Origin of the sequence: Pseudomonas cuatrocienegasensis (genome assembly GCF_900110925.1) — a bacterium.
In the GTDB taxonomy this organism is placed as follows: domain Bacteria; phylum Pseudomonadota; class Gammaproteobacteria; order Pseudomonadales; family Pseudomonadaceae; genus Aquipseudomonas; species Aquipseudomonas cuatrocienegasensis.
The window spans coordinates 347,443-364,385 of the sequence record NZ_FOFP01000001.1 but is presented as its reverse complement, the minus strand read 5'-3'; the positions used below and the strand labels follow the sequence as shown (position 1 = coordinate 364,385).

The following is a 16,943-nucleotide window of genomic DNA, read 5'->3' as shown; positions in this document are numbered from 1 at the left end:
GGGCCATCAAGGGCACCAGTAGATCTCAAGGGGCGCGTGGAGGAACGCACGAATCGGAAGTTGTAGCGGGTCGTCGCCAGCCAGGGCCTGGGTCAGAGTCGCGAGCTTGCCCGGTCCCTGGATCGCCAGCAGTTGGGTACGCGCAGCCGCCAAACGCGGCAGCGTCAGGCTAAGGCGCTGGTGCGGCAGGCTGGGCGCTTGCATGGGCAGGCAACTGCGCGAACATTTCTGTGACAGGGCATCAGCCAACAAGGGGTTACCGGGAAACAGCGAGGCGGTATGACCGTCATCACCCATGCCCAGCACCAGCACATCAATCGCTGGCAACGCAGCGAGTGCGGCCTCGGCTTTTTGCGCAGCGCCCTCAAGGCTGGCGTCAGCCTGATACAGGCCAACGAAACGCGCTTCGGCAGCGCGGCCCTGTAACAGATGGGCACGCACCAGGCTTTCATTGCTGTCGGCATGGCCCAGCGGCACCCAGCGCTCATCGGCCAGGCTTACGGTGACCTGGGACCAGGCCAGTTGCTGCTGCGCCAGCGCGGCGAAGAAGGCAATCGGACTGCGTCCGCCCGACACCACCAGGGTCGCCTGGCCATGGCTGTCGAGCGCGGCACGCAAGGCCTCAGCCACCCGCTGCGCCAGGGCATCAGCCAGATGGGAGGGGTTATCCAGGCTGCGCGCCAACACCCCTACGGGTAAATCCAGTTTAGAGATCGCCATACCAAGCCTTTCCATCACGGGTGATCAGGGCAATCGAGCTCATCGGCCCCCAGGAGCCGGCGGCATAGGGCTTGGGCGAGTCGCCGAGGCGCTTCCAGCCGGCAATCAATTGATCGCACCACTGCCAGGCGTGCTCAATCTCATCCTTGCGCACGAACAGGTTCTGGTTGCCACGCATCACTTCCAGCAACAAGCGTTCGTAGGCATCCGGGACCCGATCACGGCGGTAGGTATCGGAAAAATTCAGCTGCAGCGGGCCGCTGCGCAACTGCATGCCTTTGTCCAGGCCCTGGTCCTTGGTCATCACCTGCAGCGCAATGCCTTCATCCGGCTGCAGGCGGATGATCAGCTTGTTGCCGATCAGCTCGCGCTGCTCAGGGGCGAAGATGTAATGCGGCGGCGCCTTGAAGTGAATCACGATCTGCGACAGTTTTTGCGGCATGCGCTTGCCGGTGCGCAGGTAGAACGGCACCCCTGCCCAGCGCCAGTTGCGGATATCGGCACGCAAGGCAACGAAGGTTTCGGTATCGCTCTGGGAATTGGAGTTTTCTTCTTCCAGATACCCCGGTACGGCCTTGCCATCACTGCTGCCGGCCACGTACTGACCGCGCACCACCTGGCGATTGAGCTGCTCGGCGGTGATCGGCGCGAGGGCCTTGAGCACCTTGACCTTCTCGTCGCGAATGCTGTCGGCAGACAGTTCGCTGGGTGGGTCCATGGCGATCAGACAGAGCAATTGCAGCAGATGATTCTGGATCATGTCGCGCAGTTGCCCGGCCTGGTCGAAATAGCCCCAGCGCCCTTCGATGCCAACCTTCTCGGCCACGGTGATTTCCACGTGGGAGATGTGGTTCTGGTTCCACTGGGTTTCGAACAGGCTGTTGGCGAAACGCAGGGCGATCAGGTTTTGCACCGTCTCCTTGCCCAGGTAGTGATCGATCCGGTAGACCCGCGACTCGGGAAAATACTGAGCGACGGCATCATTGACCGCCCGTGAGGAGGCAAGGTCGTGACCGATGGGCTTTTCCAGCACCGCCAGCGCACGCTCAGCCAGGCCAACGGCGGCCAGATTGGCGCAGATGTCGCCATATACCGACGCCGGCGTGGCGAAGTACGCCACCACGCGTTCGGCCGGGCCGACGCGTTCGGCCAGGGGCGCATAGTCAGCGACCTCGCGAAAATCCATGGTCAGGTAGTCCAGCCGCGCCATAAAACGCATCAGCACCTGCTGATCGACTTCTTGCGCCGGGACATAGCGGCGCAGATGCGACTCGATGGTGCCCAGATGCTGCGCGGTATCACCCACTTCACGGGCCAGAGCCAGCACCCGAGTGTCGTCATGCAGCAAACCGGCCCGGTCAAGCTGATAAAGCGCCGGAAACAGCTTGCGCAGTGCCAGATCGCCCAGGGCGCCAAACAGGGTAAAGGTGCAGGAATCAACAGTTATGCACGGCATGATGTACGTTCTTTTATCAAGTTGCGTTAGAAATACCGGGTTAACCCGGATTAATCAAGGCTATATGTTGTAATTAAAACAACATATTCATACATCCCATATTCCAGTGGTCGACAACCGGGTCCCTCAGTACGATAGGCCGGCCTTTATTTACCCTCTCAAGGAATCCCCATGGATCGAGTGCGCAATCTGCTGGAGCAGATCCAGGGCCGTCTCGACAGCCTGAACAAGGCCGAGCGCAAAGTGGCCGAGGTGATCCTGCGCAACCCGCAGCAAGCCACCCGCCTGAGCATTGCCGCCCTGGCCCAGGCCGCGCTGGTCAGCGAGCCAACGGTCAACCGTTTCTGCCGCTCCTTCGGCGTAACCGGTTATCCGGAGCTGAAGATGCAACTGGCACAAAGCCTGGCCAGCGGCGCTGCCTATGTCAGCCGCGCCGTCGAGGCCGACGATGGCCCCGAGGCTTACACCCGCAAGATCTTCGGCAGTGCCATTGCCTCGCTTGACAGTGCTTGCCAGGCTCTCGATCCGCAGCTGATCAGCCGCGCCGTCGACCTGCTGATCCAGGCCCGGCAGATCCACTTCTTCGGCCTGGGCGCCTCGGCCCCAGTGGCCCTGGACGCCCAGCACAAGTTCTTCCGTTTCAACCTGGCGGTTTCCGCCCACGCCGATGTGCTGATGCAGCGCATGATCGCCTCGGTGGCCCATACCGGCGACCTGTTCGTGATCATCTCCTACACCGGCCGCACCCGCGAGTTGGTGGATGTAGCGCGCATGGCCCGACAGAACGGCGCCTCAGTACTCGGTCTGACCGCCGAAGATTCGCCGCTGGCGCAAGTCAGCACCCTGAGCCTGAACATTCCACTGCCCGAAGACACCGACATCTATATGCCGATGACCTCTCGCATCATCCAGCTCACCGTACTCGATGTGCTGGCCACCGGCGTAACCCTGCGCCGCGGCGTGGATTTCCAGCCACACCTGCGCAAGATCAAGGAAAGCCTGGTCGCCAGCCGCTATCCGGCTGACGAAGAACCCAACTGAAACCGCTACCCGGCGTTAGGTAGCGGTCACCGCGCAGGCGTTATTTCCACCAGTACTCGACCTGCGCACCAAAGTTGGAGCCGTGGCGGGCATTGCCGAAGGCACCGGTATCGGACAGCGCGCTGCCGGCCACCAGCTCACTGGCGGCACGTTGTGCGGCCTGGTTCCAGCTGGCATAGGTGTAATACAGACGGAATTCCGGACGCTCCCAGAAGCCCGGCCCGGCCGGTGACCAGGTCGGTGCAATGGTGAACTTGGTCAGCTTGCGCGTGCCGTCACTGGCCTCGACCTGATCACGACCCAGCTCGCCGACCAGCTTGAATTGCTCGGTAAAGGCATAGCTGGCGCGACCACCGACCGACAGCCAGTTCTGATCGTCACCTTCAGGCCGCTTGTCTTTCTGATAGACCAGCTGCAATTGCCCGCCAATACGCGGCGTGGCCTGGAAATCGAAGAACTCCACCAGGCGATAGCTGGTGTTGTCGCGATCCAGTCCTACGTCGCCGGTGTAGCCCAGCCCGGTACCCGGCCCTTTGCCGTACTGCAGAGCAAAGGTGTTGCCACCACCGAGAAAGTCCGCCTGCTTGTGCTGCGCGGTTACCGCCCAGCCACTGTTGGCATCGCGGCTGTCGGGTTTGTCGATATAGCTCAGGCCCAGCTCCAGCTCGCCGCCGGGATTAACCTGAAAGCCTGCAACGTTGAAGTCGTGGCGGTTGATATAGGCTTCCTGGAAATAGCTGTCCTTGCGCGAGAAGGCGTAGCTGTACTTCAGGCCACCCAGCTCGAAGTCCTCGATACCGGCACCTGTGGCGCTCTGGTTCCAGTAGTAGAAGTCGCTGATATGGATGTCGTTGCGCTTGTAGAAGCGCCGCCCGGCCCATAGCGAGCCACCGTTGAGCGCCGGAACCTTGCTCCACTCGGCATACATCTGGTTCATCCGCGCAAAACCATAATCGCCAGTGAATTTCGGCGTGTGGCCGTACTCGTTGTACAACTGGGCCATGCCCTCCACGCTGAGCACCGAGCCATCGTCCAGGGTCGCCAGGTCATGGCGCAGGTCCAGCTCGATGTACTGCTCGCATTCGTTACCCAGGCGGTACTTGGATTGCGCGCCCGGCAGTTGGAAGCACGACTGTGTGCCCCCCTCCACCGAGCCACCGACACCGCTGCGCACGTAACCGGTGAACTCGGTACCCGTACCCAACTCCACGCCGTACGAGAGTCCCGGCAGCGCCATCAACACACACGGCAGCAACCACCCACTGTTCTTCGTTTTCATAGCCACTCCACTGGTTTTTATTGTTGTATTGCCTTGGATAGCTGGCCCGATACGCCGCGAAACGGCAGGCGGCGGCCGGGCCGCGGAATCAGCGCCCTCTGAACGGCGTCACGGTGGACGCGCGCTCAGCGGCGCTGGTCTTTCCCAACAGCCCCAGCCGCTCCCCGCTTTGCGCGTCGAACAGCAGGGCCTTGTCGGGATCGAAGCGCAGGACCAGGCTCTCGCCGATCTGCGGCGCCGCATCGGGGGTCATACGGCAGCAGACTTTGGTCTGGTTGAGGCTGACGAACACCAGGGTGTCTGGCCCGGTCGGTTCGGTAACTTCCACTTCGGCGCGGATCGACGGCTGACCCTCTACTGCGCCCAGGAGAATCTGCTCGGGGCGCACGCCGAGGATCACCTCGCGGTTTTCCATACCGGCCTCCAGCGCGCCCAGCGGCAGTTCGCAGTGCGCCGAACCGGCAACCCCGACGGCGGAGTCGAGCAGACCCCACACCTGGCCGTCGCGGCGCTGCAGGCGCAACGGGATGAAGTTCATTGGCGGCGAGCCGATAAAGCTCGCCACGAACAGGTTGGCCGGCTCGTTGTAGATCTGTTGTGGGGTGCCGAACTGCTGGATCACCCCATCCTTCATCACCGCCACCTTGTCGCCCAGGGTCATGGCTTCGATCTGGTCGTGGGTGACGTACACCGTGGTGGTCTTCAGACGCTGGTGCATCAGCTTGATTTCGGTGCGCATCTCCACGCGCAGCTTGGCGTCGAGGTTCGACAGCGGTTCGTCGAACAGGTAGATCTTCGGCCGCCGCGCTAGCGCCCGGCCCATGGCCACGCGCTGCTGCTGGCCGCCGGAAAGCTGGCCGGGTTTGCGCCCGAGCAGGTGCTCGATCTGCAGCAGCTTGGCGACCCGCGCCACTTCGTCGTCGATGGCCGCCGGGGCCATCTTGCGCATCTTCAAGCCGAAGGCGATGTTGTCGCGCACGTTCATGGTCGGGTACAGCGCATAGGACTGAAAGACCATGGCAATGTCGCGGTCCTTGGGGCTCATGCCGCTGATGTCGGCGTCATCCACCAGGATCGCGCCACCGGTGATGTCTTCCAGGCCGGCGATGCAGTTCATCAGGGTCGATTTACCGCAACCGGAGGGGCCGACCAGGATCAGGAATTCACCGTCGTCAATCGACAGTTCGATGTCCTTGAGGGTGTCCGCCAGGCCGGAGCCATAGCGTTTGTTGACGTTACGCAGTTCGAGGGTGGCCATGGTAATTACCTCAACCTTTGACGGCGCCGGCCGTGAGGCCGCGCAGGAAATATTTGCCGGCCAGGATGTACACCAGCAGGGTGGGCAGCCCGGCGATCATCGCCGCGGCCATATCAACGTTGTATTCCTTGGCCCCGGTGCTGGTGTTGACCAGGTTGTTCAGCGCCACGGTGATCGGCTGGGTGTCGCCACTGGCGAACACCACACCGAAGAGGAAGTCGTTCCAGATCTGGGTGAACTGCCAGATCAGGCAGACCATGATGATCGGTACCGACATGGGCAGCAGAATCCGCCCGAAGATGGTGAAAAAGCCGGCGCCATCCAGGCGCGCAGCGCTCACCAACGCCTCGGGAATGCTCACGTAGTAGTTACGGAAAAACAGCGTGGTAAAGGCCAGGCCGTACACCACATGCACCAGCACCAAACCGCTGGTGGTATTGGCCAGGCCAAGCTGGCCGAGGGTGAAGGATGCCGGCAGCAGCACCACCTGAAACGGCAGAAAGCAGCCGAACAACAACAGACCGAAGAACAGCTGCGAGCCACGAAAGCGCCACATGGCCAGCACGTAACCGTTCAGCGCGCCGAGCAGCGTGGAGATCAGCACCGCCGGAATGGTGATCTTCACCGAGTTCCAGAAGTAACCGCCAACGCTGTCCCAGGCCTTGATCCAGCCAATCGCGGTAAACAGCTCCGGCCACGACAGCAGGTTACCGGTGCGGATGTCGTCCGGGGTCTTGAAGCTGGTCAGCAACATGATCAGCAGCGGGATCAGGTACACCGCACAGGCTGCCAGCAAGGTGGCGTAAATCGCCACGCGGCTCAGGCTCAACGCGCGCTTAGGCATGACGCTTACCTCGCAGTTCGGAGTACAGATACGGCACCAGAATCGCCAGCACAGCGCCGAGCATAAGGATCGCGCTGGCCGCGCCCAGGCCCATCTGGCCGCGGGTAAAGGTGTGGGCATACATGAACATCGCCGGCAGGTCCGAGGCGTAGCCGGGGCCACCGGCGGTCATCGAGGCGACCAGGTCGAAGCTCTTGATGGCGATGTGCGCAAGGATCATCAGGGCACTGAAGAACACCGGCCCCAGGCTCGGCAGGATGATCCGCAGATAAATATTCGGCAGGCTCGCCCCGTCGACCTGGGCAGCGCGGATGATCGAGGAATCGACCCCACGCAAGCCGGCGAGAAACAGCGCCATGACAAAGCCCGAGGCTTGCCAGACGGCGGCGATGACCAGGCAGTAGATGACCCGCTCGGGGTCCACCAGCCAGTCGAAGCGAAAGCCTTCCCAACCCCAGTCGCGGAGCATCTTGTCGATGCCCAGCCCCGGATTGAGCAGCCATTTCCAGGCCGTACCGGTGACGATCATCGACAGCGCCATGGGGTACAGAAAGATCGTGCGGATAAAGCCTTCGCGGCGAATGCGCTGATCAAGCAGCACTGCCAGCAACACGCCGACCAGCAGGCTGATGCCGATAAACAGACCGCCGAAGACCATCAGGTTCTTGCTCGCCACCCACCAGCGGTCGTTGTCCAGCAGGCGCGCGTATTGCTGCAGGCCGACCCAGGAGTAGTTCGGCATAAAGCGCGAGCTGGTGAACGACAGCACGAAGGTCCAGGCGATATAGCCATAGAAGCCGACCAGCACGATCAGCATGCTCGGCGCCAACACCAGCTTGGGCAGCCAGCGCTGCAAGGCATCGAGCGGTGAGGCTTTACTCAATACGGCAATTGCACTCATGGGTAACTCCGTTGCGTGGTCCGTCTCTGCCGGTAAAACCGGCACGAACGCATCCCAGGTGCAGCCCTGGGGCTGCACCGGCAAGCGACGTTCGGCTGTGGGCCGCTAAACGGCCCGGGGGCTTATTGCACGGCTTCGATCGCGGCGGCCAGTTGCTGGGCGGCGCGGGCCGGGTCGGCCTTGGGGTCGTTGAAGAAGTTGGTGACCACGTCGAACACCGCACCCTGCACGTAGCTGGAGGCGGCCATGCCGTGGGCCAGGCTCGGTTGCAGGCCACCGCTGGCGGCCGCTTCCTTGAAGTCCTTCATCGAGGCCTGGGCGCAGGCGTCGAAGGTGCTCATATCCTGGTCCAGGCGGACCGGAATGGAGCCCTTGTTCTGATTGAAGAACTGCTGGAATTCCGGCTCCATGATGGTCCGCGCCAGGTCTTCCTGGGCCTTGCGGTTATCGGCATTGCTCAACTTGAACATCGCCAGGGAGTCGATGTTGTAGGCAAAGCTGCCCTGGCTGCCGGGGAACGGCAGGCACTGGTAGTCCTGCCCGGCGACCTTGCCGGCGGCGGTCCATTCGCTCTTGGCCCAGTCGCCCATGATCTGCATACCGGCCTTGCCGTTGATCACCAGCCCGGCAGCGGTGTTCCAGTCGCGCCCGGCGGCATCGGCGTCGATATAGCCGCGCACTTTCTGCAAAGCCGCAAAGACTTCGGTCATCTTGGCCCCGGTCAGGGTCGCCTTGTCCTGCTCGACAAACGCCTTGCGGTAGCCGTCGGCGCCCAGAATGCTGAACGCCAGGTCCTCGAACACGGTGCCGTCCTGCCAAGGCTGACCGCCATGGGCGATGGCGATAAAGCCGGCGGCTTTCAGCTTGTCGGCGGCGGCGAAAAACTCCTCGAGGGTGGTCGGCGGCGTGGCCCCGGCTTTGGCAAATACTTCTGGGTTGATCCACAGCCAATTGACCCGGTGCACGTTGATCGGCACCGCGACGTAGTCTCCGTCGTACTTCATCACGTCGGCCACCTGCTTGGGCAGCAGGCTGTCCCACTTCTGCTCGGTGGCGACCTCATTGAGATCGGTCAGCAGGCCCAGCTCGCCCCACTCCTGAATATCCGGCCCCTTGATCTGCGCGGCAGCGGGCGGGTTACCGGATACGGCGCGGGTCTTGAGCACGGTCATGGCCGCCTCACCACCGCCACCGGCGACGGCGAAGTCTTTCCAGGTATGGCCTTTTTCTTCGACGAGTTTTTGCAGGGTATCGGCGGCGCGTTTTTCGCCGCCGGAGGTCCACCAGTGCAGGACTTCAACTTCGCCGGCGTGGGCAGCCAGCGGCAGCAGTGAAGCCAGGGAAACAGCAGTGGCCAGGCGAGTGATCGCGTTCATCTGTGGGTCCTTTCTTGTTGTTATTCGCGGGCAAGTCGAGTGCTTGCTCTGGAATCGAGTCTAAACAGGGATACGCCAGCGCCGGGTAACGAAGGGATGCGCAAAGGTCACAGGCTGGTTACATAAGCGCAGCGCGCATGAATACGAGCCTTCACTCGGCAAACCGCGGCAACCACAGGGTCACCCGCAGCCCGCCTTCACGCAGGTTGCGCAGCGTCACCTCACCGCCATGGCTGTGGGCGATATTGCGCGCGATACCCAAGCCCAGGCCGTAGCCCTGCTGCTGCGCTGCCAGGCGAAAATGCGGCTCGAACACCTGCTCCAGGCGCTGTTCGGGCACCCCCGGCCCTTCATCGTCAACGTGCAGGACAAAGGCCTGGCCATCGTCCTCGATATGCAGGTGCGCGCGCTCGCCGTATTTCAGCGCGTTGTCCACCAGGTTGCCGATGCAGCGCTTGAGCGCCAGAGGTTTGCCCGCATAGCTGGCCAGCGCCTCGCCGGCCAAAGTCACCTGGCCATTGCCCTGGGGCGCCAGGTAAGGCTCGATCACGCAATTGAGCAGTTGATTGAGGTCCACCGCCTCGATGTTCTCGTGGATGTCGGTGTCCTTGACGCACTGCAGCGCGCCCTTGACCAGCATCTCCAGCTCGTCGAGATCGCGGCCGAACTTGGCCTGTACAGCTTCGTCCTCCAGCAGCTCGACGCGCAGGCGTAAGCGCGTGATGGGCGTGCGCAGGTCATGGGAGATGGCGCTGAACAGCTGGCTGCGCTCCTTGAGGTAACGGCCGATGCGCTCGCGCATATTGTTGAACGCGCGGCTCACCTCCACCACTTCACTGCCACCGGCTTCGGCCAGCGGCTCGACCTCACTGCCCAGGGACATTTCCCGCGCGGCCCGGGCCAGGCGCTTGAGCGGGCGGCTCTGCCAGTGCACCAGAATGCCGATAAACAGCAGCAGAAAGCTGCTGGTGAGGATGATGAACCACAGCTGCTGCGCCGGCAGGCCCTGCTGTTCCAGGCCGACATAGGGCTCGGGCAGCAAGGAGGCCAGGTACAGCCATTCACCTTCGGCGATCTGGATTTGTGTGACCAGCACCGGCGGGTTGAGCGGCTCCAGACTCAGGGCGTAATGCGCCCAGGAGCGCGGCAACTCATCGAGCTTCAGCGCGCTGTTGAAGATACGCAGGTCATCCGGGCTGACGAACTGCACCGAGAGGTCGAGCTGGTTACCCAGGCGCTCGCGCAGGGTCGCATCGACCGCCTCAAGCACCGCGCGCTTGCGCGGTGTTTCCGGCAGCACCTGCATGACCAAGGGCTTGTCGTTGAGCGACACGAAAAACCGCGTGCCGCCCATATTGCGCAACTGGTCGAGCACCAGCGGGCGATAGCCCAAAGGCAGCGAGCGAAAGTAGCTGACGCTGGCGGCCATCGACTGGGCCAGGCTGCGCGAGCTGGTCAGCAGGCCCGCCATCTGGCTGGCGCGCAATTGCGACACCCAGATCAGACTCGACAAGCCCTGGGCCAACAGCACCACCAGCAAAGTCAGCAGCAACATGCGCCCAAGCAACGAGCGCGGCACCGCCAGCCACTTACGCAGACTATGCATGGCGACAACCACGCGCGCAGCCGTGCACAACTCCTGTAGGAGCGAATTTATTCGCGATGCCCCCGCGAATCTCACAAACACATTCGCGCCTACACACCGATATTGTTCTACCCATGGCTATACGGAGTAACCGCCGCCGCCAGCTGATAGCCACTGCCGCGCACGGTACGAATCAGCCGTGCCGGCTTTTCCGTGTCACGCAGGCGTTGCCGTAGGCGGCTGACGGCCATATCGACGATACGCTCCAGCGGCATCACCTCACGACCACGGGTGGCGTTGCCAATGGTGTCGCGGTCAAGAATCTCTTGTGGGTGGTCGAGGAACAGCTTGAGCAGGGCGAAGTCCGCACCAGACAGAATCACCTCTTCGCCGTCACGGTGGAACAGCCGGTGGCTGACCATATCCAGGCGCCAGTCATCAAAGGCCAGTACCTCGCCGCCCCGCTCCTGGGTGAAATGCGCGCGGCGCAGCAGCGCCTTGATTCGTGCCAGCAATTCGCGCGGGCTGAAAGGTTTGCCGAGGTAGTCATCGGCGCCCAGCTCCAGGCCGATCACCCGGTCGGCTTCGTCGGAGCTGGCGGTGAGCATGATGATCGGCACCTGGGCGAAACGCTGATGCTCGCGTACCCAACGACAGAGGCTGAAGCCGTCTTCGTCGGGCAACATCACATCGAGGATCACCAGATCGGCCTGCTCGGCGCACAGGCGCTGGCGAAAGCCCGCACCGTCTGCAGCCGCGCGTACCTGAAAACCAGCGCGGCTAAGGTAGGTATCGAGCAGTTCACGAATCTCCTGGTCATCATCGACCAGGAGGATGGATTTACCGGGCTGGCTCATTGTCCGCCGTCCTTGTTGTTATCTCGATTTATCTAGCAAAACCTCGCGGCTAAAACCCTCCCGCACAAGGACTCATATTGTGGGAGGGGCTTTAGCCGCGACGAGCAACCGCTACGAGCGCGCCTGCTGCAACGCCACACCGGCACCGAGCAGGCCTGGGTACTCGGCCGTCACCAGCCACACCGGAATGCCGGCAAGGTAATCGCTCATGCAGCCTTTGTCACGGAAGGCCTCGGCAAAGCCACTGGCCAGCAGCAACGGGGCCACCCGCGGCAGCACGCCGCCGACCAGATACACCCCGCCACGCCCGCCGAGGGTCAGCACATTGTTACCCGCCACGCGCCCCAGCCAGCGGCAGAACTGCTCCAGCACCGCCAGGCCTTGGGCATCGCCCGCCAACGCGGCGGCGGTAACATCGGCTGGCTCGTGCCAACGCGGCGCCTGCCCCTCGAGGGCACAGAGCGCGCGGTGCAGATTGACCAGGCCGCTGCCACTGAGCACATCCTCGGCACGCACATGGCCCAGTTGCTGCTCCAGCTGCAGCCAGAGCGCCGCTTCATGGGCCGTGCCGATGGGCAGGTCGACATGCCCACCCTCTCCCGGCAACGCCTGCCAGTGCCCCGACGCGAGGGGCAACAGGGTGCCCACACCCAGGCCCGTACCCGGGCCGATGATCACCCGTGGCCGCTCGACCTCCGCCTCGCCAGGGCAAACCTGCAGGCAATCCTCCGGCGTCAGGCGGGTCATGCCCAGGGCCATGGCGGAAAAATCGTTGATCAGCAGCAGTTCACGCACCTGCAGCGTCTCGCAGAAGGCGCGGCGGCTAAGCTGCCAATGGTTGTTGGTGAAGCGAAACAGGTCACCGCCCACAGGGCCCGCACAGGCCAGGCACACCGCATCGATGGCCCCTGGCGCCAGGTCGAGGCTGGCCAGGTAGGCAGTGATCGCCTGCTCCGGGCTGGGGTAATCCGCCGTGGCCAGCACCTGCACCGAGGCCAGGGCGTTGTCCTGCCAAAGCGCGAAACGCGCATTGGTGCCGCCGATATCACCGACCAGCGCGCGCGTCACGTCAGCGACTCCAGCTCCGCACTGAATACGCTCGCGCCCTGCTCCGCCGGGCTGAACGCTGCACGCATAAAGCCGAACAGCTCGCGACCACAACCAATGCCGGTGCCCACCGGTCGCGGTGCCGGCGTGCGTGCTGCCCAGGTGGCGTCATCTACCAGCACGGTCAGGGTGCCGGCCGCGCCGTCGACGCGCACCACGTCGCCATCCTGCACCCGCGCCAGCGGCCCACCGTCCCAGGCCTCCGGGCTGACGTGAATCGCCGCAGCAACCTTGCCCGAGGCGCCAGACATGCGCCCGTCGGTGACCAGGGCGACCTTGTAGCCACGGTCCTGCAGCACGCCCAGGTAAGGCGTCAGCTTGTGCAGCTCGGGCATGCCATTGGCTTTCGGCCCCTGGAAACGCACCACGGCGACGAAGTCGCGCTCCAGCTCGCCGGCCTTGAAGGCATCGGCCAGCGCCGCCTGATCCTCGAACACCCGTGCCGGCGCCTCAATCACCTGATGCTCTGGCGCCACCGCCGAGACCTTGATCACCCCGCGACCAAGATTGCCGGCCATCGCCCGCAAGCCGCCCTCAGCCGAGAACGGCTGCGCGGCGCTGCGCAGGATATTGCTGTCCAGGCTCGCCTGCGGCCCTTCGCGCCAGGTCAGCACGCCGTCCTCAAGGAATGGCTCGCGGGTGTAGCGCGACAGGCCCTTGCCCATCACGGTGTTGACGTCCTCGTGCAGCAAACCGGCCTCCAGCAGGGTACGCACCATAAAGGGCACGCCGCCGCTGGCATGGAAGTGGTTCACGTCGGCCTGGCCATTGGGGTAGACCTTGGCCAGGGTCGGGGTGACGGTCGACAGGTCGGCCATGTCCTGCCAGGTCAGCAGAATCCCGGCGGCGCGGGCGAATGCGGGAATGTGCAGGGTGTGATTGGTCGAGCCGCCGGTGGCGTTGAGCGCGACCACTGAGTTGACGATGGCCTTCTCGTCGATCACCTGGCACAACGGGATGTAGTTGCCACTTTGCTGGGTCAGCCGGGTGACCTGCTGCGCTGCCTCACGGGTCAGCGCGTCGCGCAGCGGCGTATAGGGGTTGACGAACGAGGAGCCGGGCAAGTGCAGCCCCATGATCTCCATCACCACCTGGTTGGTGTTGGCGGTGCCGTAGAAGGTGCAGGTGCCAGGGCTGTGGTAGGACTGCATTTCCGACTCCAGCAGCTCCTCGCGGCTGGCCTTGCCCTCGGCGTAGCGCTGGCGCACCTCGGCCTTCTGCTTGTTGGGGATGCCCGAGGGCATCGGCCCGCCGGGCACGAAGATCATCGGCAGGTGTCCAAAGCGCAACGCACCAATCATCAACCCCGGCACGATCTTGTCGCAGATCCCCAGCAGCAGCGCGGCGTCGAACATGTTGTGCGACAGCGCCACCGCGGTGGACATGGCGATTACCTCGCGGCTGGCGAGGCTCAGTTCCATGCCCGGCTCGCCCTGGGTCACGCCGTCGCACATGGCCGGCACACCGCCGGCGAACTGGCCGACCGAGCCGATATCGCGCAGGGCCTGTTTGATCTGCTCCGGGAAATGCTCGTAGGGCTGGTGCGCCGACAGCATGTCGTTGTAAGCCGACACAATGGCCACGTTGGCCTGGTCCATCAGTCGCAGGCGCTGCTTGTCGGTGGCCGAACCGCACCCCGCCACGCCGTGGGCAAAGTTGGCGCATTGCAGGCTGCCGCGGTGCGGCCCGTCGCTGGCCGCCGCGGCCATTTGCGCCAGGTAGCGCTCACGGGTGGCGCGGCTGCGCGCGATCAGACGGTCGGTTACCTCAAGAATGCGGGGGTGCATGACAGTGACTCCAGGCTGGCGGACAGCAATATTTTGTACTTAATACAAAAATACTGCCACGCAAAAGGCTTGATTTCTACAGCTAGGCTAATAATCTTGTAATTCCAACAACAAATTAAACGGTCCTCACCTATGACTCTGCGAATTGCCATCAATGGTTTCGGACGTATCGGCCGCAATACTTTGCGCGCGCTGTACAGCGGAACCTACCGTCAACAGCTGCAGGTCGTGGCGATCAACGACCTCGGCGACAGCGCGATCAACGCGCACCTGCTCAAATACGACAGCGTACACGGGATTTTTGACGGCCAGGTCGAGGCCGATGGCGACAGCCTGACCATCAATGGCGACCGTATCGCCGTCAGCGCCATACGCAACCCCGCCGAACTGCCCTGGAAAGACCTGCAAATCGACGTGGTCTTCGAATGCACCGGGCTGTTCACCGAGCGCGACAAAGCGGCTGCGCACATGAGCGCCGGCGCGCGCAAGGTGATTATCTCGGCACCGGCCAAGGGCGCCGACGCGACCATCGTCTACGGCGTCAACCACGACAGCCTGCGCGCCCATCACCAGATCATCTCCAACGCCTCCTGCACCACCAACTGCCTGGCCCCGGTGGCCCAGGTGCTGCAGCGTGAGCTGGGCATCGAGAGCGGTCTGATGACTACCATCCACGCTTACACCAACGACCAGAATCTTTCCGACGTGTACCACAGCGACCCGTTCCGCGCGCGCTCGGCCACCCAGTCGATGATCCCGACCAAGACCGGAGCCGCCGAAGCAGTCGGCCTGGTGCTGCCCGAACTGGCCGGCAAGCTCACCGGCATGGCCGTGCGCGTACCGGTGATCAATGTGTCGCTGGTCGACCTGACCCTGCAGGTGCAGCGCGAAGCCAGCGCCGAGACGGTCAACGCGCTGCTCAAGGAGGCCAGTGAACAATCGCCGGTGCTCGGCTACAACAGCCTGCCGCTGGTGTCTTGCGACTTCAACCACAACCCGTTGTCGTCGATTTTCGATGCCAACCACACCAAGACCAGCGGCAAGCTGCTCAAGGTCATGGCCTGGTATGACAACGAATGGGGCTTCTCCAACCGCATGCTCGACACCTGCCTGGCGTTGTGCAATGCGCCCGATTGAGTCACGCCCATGAGCCGGATCAGCTTTACCGAGGGCCAGATGCCGGCGCGCAAGCGCATCGCGCTGATCGCCCACGACCATTGCAAAACCTTCCTGCTCGACTGGAGCCTGCGCCAGCGCGAACGCCTGGCGCACCACGAACTGATCGCCACCGGCACCACCGGAGTGCTGCTGGCCAAGCACCTGGGCCTGCCGGTGGAGTGCATGATCAGCGGCCCCCTGGGCGGCGACCAGCAGATTGGTGCGCGCATCGCCGAACGGCGCATCGATCTGCTGGTGTTCTTCTGGGATCCTTTCGAGCAACAGCCCCACGACCCGGACATCAAGGCCCTGCTCAGGGTCGCCGCGGTCTGGAACATTCCCCTGGCCTGCAACGAAAGCAGCGCCGACTACCTGATCGGCAGCCCCCTGCTCGACCAGGCGCACAGCTGTCGCATCCCCGACTACAGCCGTTATCTGGCTGGACGCACCTGAGTCATCCCAGCGTAACCGGTGGGTGCAACGCGCATTCGCGGTTATCCAATGCCTCCAGCAGGCGACAGTGCTCGGCCTCGGCGGCGTCACAGGTGGCCAGCTTGCTCAGGGCGATCTGCATGCGTTGCAGGTCGGCGATGCGCACCTCGATCGCGGCCAGGTGCTCGCGCACCAGCCGGTCGGCCTCGGCGCAAGGGCTATGGGGCTGGGCATCCAGTGCCAGCAGCGTGGTGATTTCCTCCAGGCTGAAACCCAACTCGCGCCCGCGGCGGATAAAACGCAGGCGACGCACGTCGGCTTCGGCGTACTGGCGATAGCCGGCAGCACTGCGCGGTGGCGCGGCGAGTAGGCCGCTGCGCTCGTAAAAACGGATGGTCTCCGGGTTGACGCCACTCTCGCGGCTCAACTGACCGATGTTAAAGGCTCGATTCATCGCTTGACCCTGTAGTGACTACAGGGTTTAGCGTACGCCTTGTCATCAATATGGAGAAGCCCCCATGAGCGCGCACTGCTGCCATCCCACGCCAAGCCAACGCCCACCTGCTGCAGGCTATCGGCGCATCCTGTGGATCGCCCTGTTGGTCAACCTCGGCATGTTTTTCGTCGAGATCGCCAGTGGGGTAAAGGCCGGCTCCGTGTCGCTACTGGCCGACTCGCTGGATTTTCTCGGTGATGCCGCCAACTACGGCATCAGCCTGTTCGTCCTCGGCATGGGCCTGGCCAGCCGCGCCCGCGCCTCACTGTTCAAGGCCCTGTGCATGCTGCTGTTCGGTATTGGCGTACTGTCGATGGCCGGCTGGCGGGCACTCTCGGGCGAGGTGCCGGAGGCGATCACCATGGGCTTGATCGGCAGCCTGGCACTGGCCGCCAACGTGCTGGTGGCAGTCTTGCTGTTTGGTTATCGCGAGGGCGACAGCAATATGCGCAGCGTCTGGCTGTGCACGCGCAATGACGCCCTGGGCAACCTCGCCGTACTGCTCGCGGCCTTTGGTGTGTTCGGCACCGGCACCGCCTGGCCCGACCTGCTGGTGGCCACCATCATGGCCAGCCTGGCGATCAGCGCCGCGGTACAGGTGATGCGCCAGGCGCGCACGGAGTTGCACAGCGCCCACGCAGCTTGA

Annotated in this window: 16 protein-coding genes; 4 read left to right on the top strand and 12 right to left on the bottom strand. The window is 63.5% G+C overall.

Annotated features, from left to right (window positions below; genetic code table 11):
• Positions 1-6 precede the first annotated feature (6 nt).
• Positions 7-720, bottom strand: coding sequence for a 6-phosphogluconolactonase (pgl, locus tag BMW49_RS01745; protein WP_069516819.1), 714 nt, complete (start codon positions 718-720; stop codon positions 7-9).
• Positions 707-2,176, bottom strand: a complete 1,470-nt coding sequence (gene zwf / locus BMW49_RS01740; protein WP_069516820.1) for a glucose-6-phosphate dehydrogenase — start codon at positions 2,174-2,176, stop codon at positions 707-709. The genes pgl and zwf overlap by 14 nt, the downstream gene beginning before the upstream one ends.
• 180 nt (positions 2,177-2,356) lie before the next feature.
• Between zwf and BMW49_RS01735 the strand changes: the two genes are divergently transcribed.
• A complete protein-coding gene (locus tag BMW49_RS01735) occupies positions 2,357-3,217 on the top strand; it encodes a MurR/RpiR family transcriptional regulator (RefSeq protein ID WP_170829032.1) in 861 nt (286 codons plus the stop codon).
• Positions 3,218-3,257: 40 nt separating this feature from the next.
• Here the strand turns inward: BMW49_RS01735 and BMW49_RS01730 are convergent, their stop codons facing one another.
• From BMW49_RS01730 to edd, 9 genes are all read right to left on the bottom strand, one after another.
• Positions 3,258-4,454, bottom strand: coding sequence for a maltoporin (locus BMW49_RS01730; RefSeq protein WP_069516953.1), 1,197 nt, complete (start codon positions 4,452-4,454; stop codon positions 3,258-3,260).
• Between the two features lie 130 nt (positions 4,455-4,584).
• Positions 4,585-5,754 (bottom strand): ABC transporter ATP-binding protein, encoded by a 1,170-nt coding sequence (locus BMW49_RS01725; RefSeq protein ID WP_069516822.1) that lies wholly within the window; start codon positions 5,752-5,754, stop codon positions 4,585-4,587.
• A 10-nt stretch (positions 5,755-5,764) separates the two neighbouring features.
• Positions 5,765-6,598: a carbohydrate ABC transporter permease gene (locus BMW49_RS01720; protein WP_069516823.1), complete on the bottom strand. Its 834-nt coding sequence runs from the start codon at positions 6,596-6,598 to the stop codon at positions 5,765-5,767.
• The gene (locus BMW49_RS01715) at positions 6,591-7,499 is read right to left on the bottom strand and encodes a carbohydrate ABC transporter permease (RefSeq protein ID WP_069516824.1); all 909 of its coding nucleotides are present in this window, start codon (positions 7,497-7,499) and stop codon (positions 6,591-6,593) included. The genes BMW49_RS01720 and BMW49_RS01715 overlap by 8 nt, the downstream gene beginning before the upstream one ends.
• A 122-nt stretch (positions 7,500-7,621) precedes the next feature.
• Positions 7,622-8,875: an ABC transporter substrate-binding protein gene (locus tag BMW49_RS01710; RefSeq protein ID WP_069516825.1), complete on the bottom strand. Its 1,254-nt coding sequence runs from the start codon at positions 8,873-8,875 to the stop codon at positions 7,622-7,624.
• A 151-nt stretch (positions 8,876-9,026) separates the two neighbouring features.
• Positions 9,027-10,454 carry an ATP-binding protein gene (locus BMW49_RS01705; protein WP_167362774.1) on the bottom strand — a complete coding sequence of 476 codons (1,428 nt, stop codon included), beginning with the start codon at positions 10,452-10,454 and terminating at the stop codon, positions 9,027-9,029.
• Between the two features lie 134 nt (positions 10,455-10,588).
• Positions 10,589-11,317: a response regulator gene (locus BMW49_RS01700; protein WP_069516827.1), complete on the bottom strand. Its 729-nt coding sequence runs from the start codon at positions 11,315-11,317 to the stop codon at positions 10,589-10,591.
• A gap of 111 nt (positions 11,318-11,428) precedes the next feature.
• Entirely contained in the window at positions 11,429-12,385 is a 957-nt protein-coding gene (locus BMW49_RS01695; protein WP_069516828.1) for a glucokinase, read from the bottom strand.
• Positions 12,382-14,211: a phosphogluconate dehydratase gene (gene edd / locus BMW49_RS01690; protein ID WP_069516829.1), complete on the bottom strand. Its 1,830-nt coding sequence runs from the start codon at positions 14,209-14,211 to the stop codon at positions 12,382-12,384. Before edd ends, BMW49_RS01695 begins: the two co-directional genes overlap by 4 nt.
• A gap of 132 nt (positions 14,212-14,343) precedes the next feature.
• Here edd and gap point away from each other — a divergent pair, with 132 nt between their 5' ends.
• Positions 14,344-15,348: a type I glyceraldehyde-3-phosphate dehydrogenase gene (gene gap / locus BMW49_RS01685; RefSeq protein WP_069516830.1), complete on the top strand. Its 1,005-nt coding sequence runs from the start codon at positions 14,344-14,346 to the stop codon at positions 15,346-15,348.
• Positions 15,349-15,357: 9 nt separating this feature from the next.
• On the top strand, positions 15,358-15,822 hold the full coding sequence (locus BMW49_RS01680) for a methylglyoxal synthase (protein ID WP_069516831.1): 465 nt from the start codon (positions 15,358-15,360) through the stop codon (positions 15,820-15,822).
• 1 nt (position 15,823) lies between these two features.
• On the opposite strand, the gene BMW49_RS01675 is transcribed toward BMW49_RS01680, so the two are convergent.
• A complete protein-coding gene (locus BMW49_RS01675; RefSeq protein ID WP_069516832.1) occupies positions 15,824-16,255 on the bottom strand; it encodes a MerR family DNA-binding protein in 432 nt (143 codons plus the stop codon).
• A gap of 64 nt (positions 16,256-16,319) precedes the next feature.
• On the opposite strand from BMW49_RS01675, the gene BMW49_RS01670 reads away from it, so the two are divergent.
• On the top strand, positions 16,320-16,943 hold the full coding sequence (locus BMW49_RS01670; protein ID WP_069516833.1) for a cation efflux transmembrane domain-containing protein: 624 nt from the start codon (positions 16,320-16,322) through the stop codon (positions 16,941-16,943).

Excerpts from the sequence above, each read along its gene's own strand:
- pgl (WP_069516819.1), bottom strand. The coding sequence starts at position 720 with ATGGCGATCTCTAAACTGGATTTACCCGTAGGGGTGTTGGCGCGCAGC.
- zwf (WP_069516820.1), bottom strand. The coding sequence starts at position 2,176 with ATGCCGTGCATAACTGTTGATTCCTGCACCTTTACCCTGTTTGGCGCC.
- BMW49_RS01730 (WP_069516953.1), bottom strand. The coding sequence starts at position 4,454 with ATGGCGCTGCCGGGACTCTCGTACGGCGTGGAGTTGGGTACGGGTACC.
- BMW49_RS01725 (WP_069516822.1), bottom strand. The coding sequence starts at position 5,754 with ATGGCCACCCTCGAACTGCGTAACGTCAACAAACGCTATGGCTCCGGC.
- BMW49_RS01720 (WP_069516823.1), bottom strand. The coding sequence starts at position 6,598 with ATGCCTAAGCGCGCGTTGAGCCTGAGCCGCGTGGCGATTTACGCCACC.
- BMW49_RS01715 (WP_069516824.1), bottom strand. The coding sequence starts at position 7,499 with ATGAGTGCAATTGCCGTATTGAGTAAAGCCTCACCGCTCGATGCCTTG.
- BMW49_RS01710 (WP_069516825.1), bottom strand. The coding sequence starts at position 8,875 with ATGAACGCGATCACTCGCCTGGCCACTGCTGTTTCCCTGGCTTCACTG.
- BMW49_RS01700 (WP_069516827.1), bottom strand. The coding sequence starts at position 11,317 with ATGAGCCAGCCCGGTAAATCCATCCTCCTGGTCGATGATGACCAGGAG.
- edd (WP_069516829.1), bottom strand. The coding sequence starts at position 14,211 with ATGCACCCCCGCATTCTTGAGGTAACCGACCGTCTGATCGCGCGCAGC.
- gap (WP_069516830.1), top strand. The coding sequence starts at position 14,344 with ATGACTCTGCGAATTGCCATCAATGGTTTCGGACGTATCGGCCGCAAT.
- BMW49_RS01680 (WP_069516831.1), top strand. The coding sequence starts at position 15,358 with ATGAGCCGGATCAGCTTTACCGAGGGCCAGATGCCGGCGCGCAAGCGC.
- BMW49_RS01675 (WP_069516832.1), bottom strand. The coding sequence starts at position 16,255 with ATGAATCGAGCCTTTAACATCGGTCAGTTGAGCCGCGAGAGTGGCGTC.
- BMW49_RS01670 (WP_069516833.1), top strand. The coding sequence starts at position 16,320 with ATGAGCGCGCACTGCTGCCATCCCACGCCAAGCCAACGCCCACCTGCT.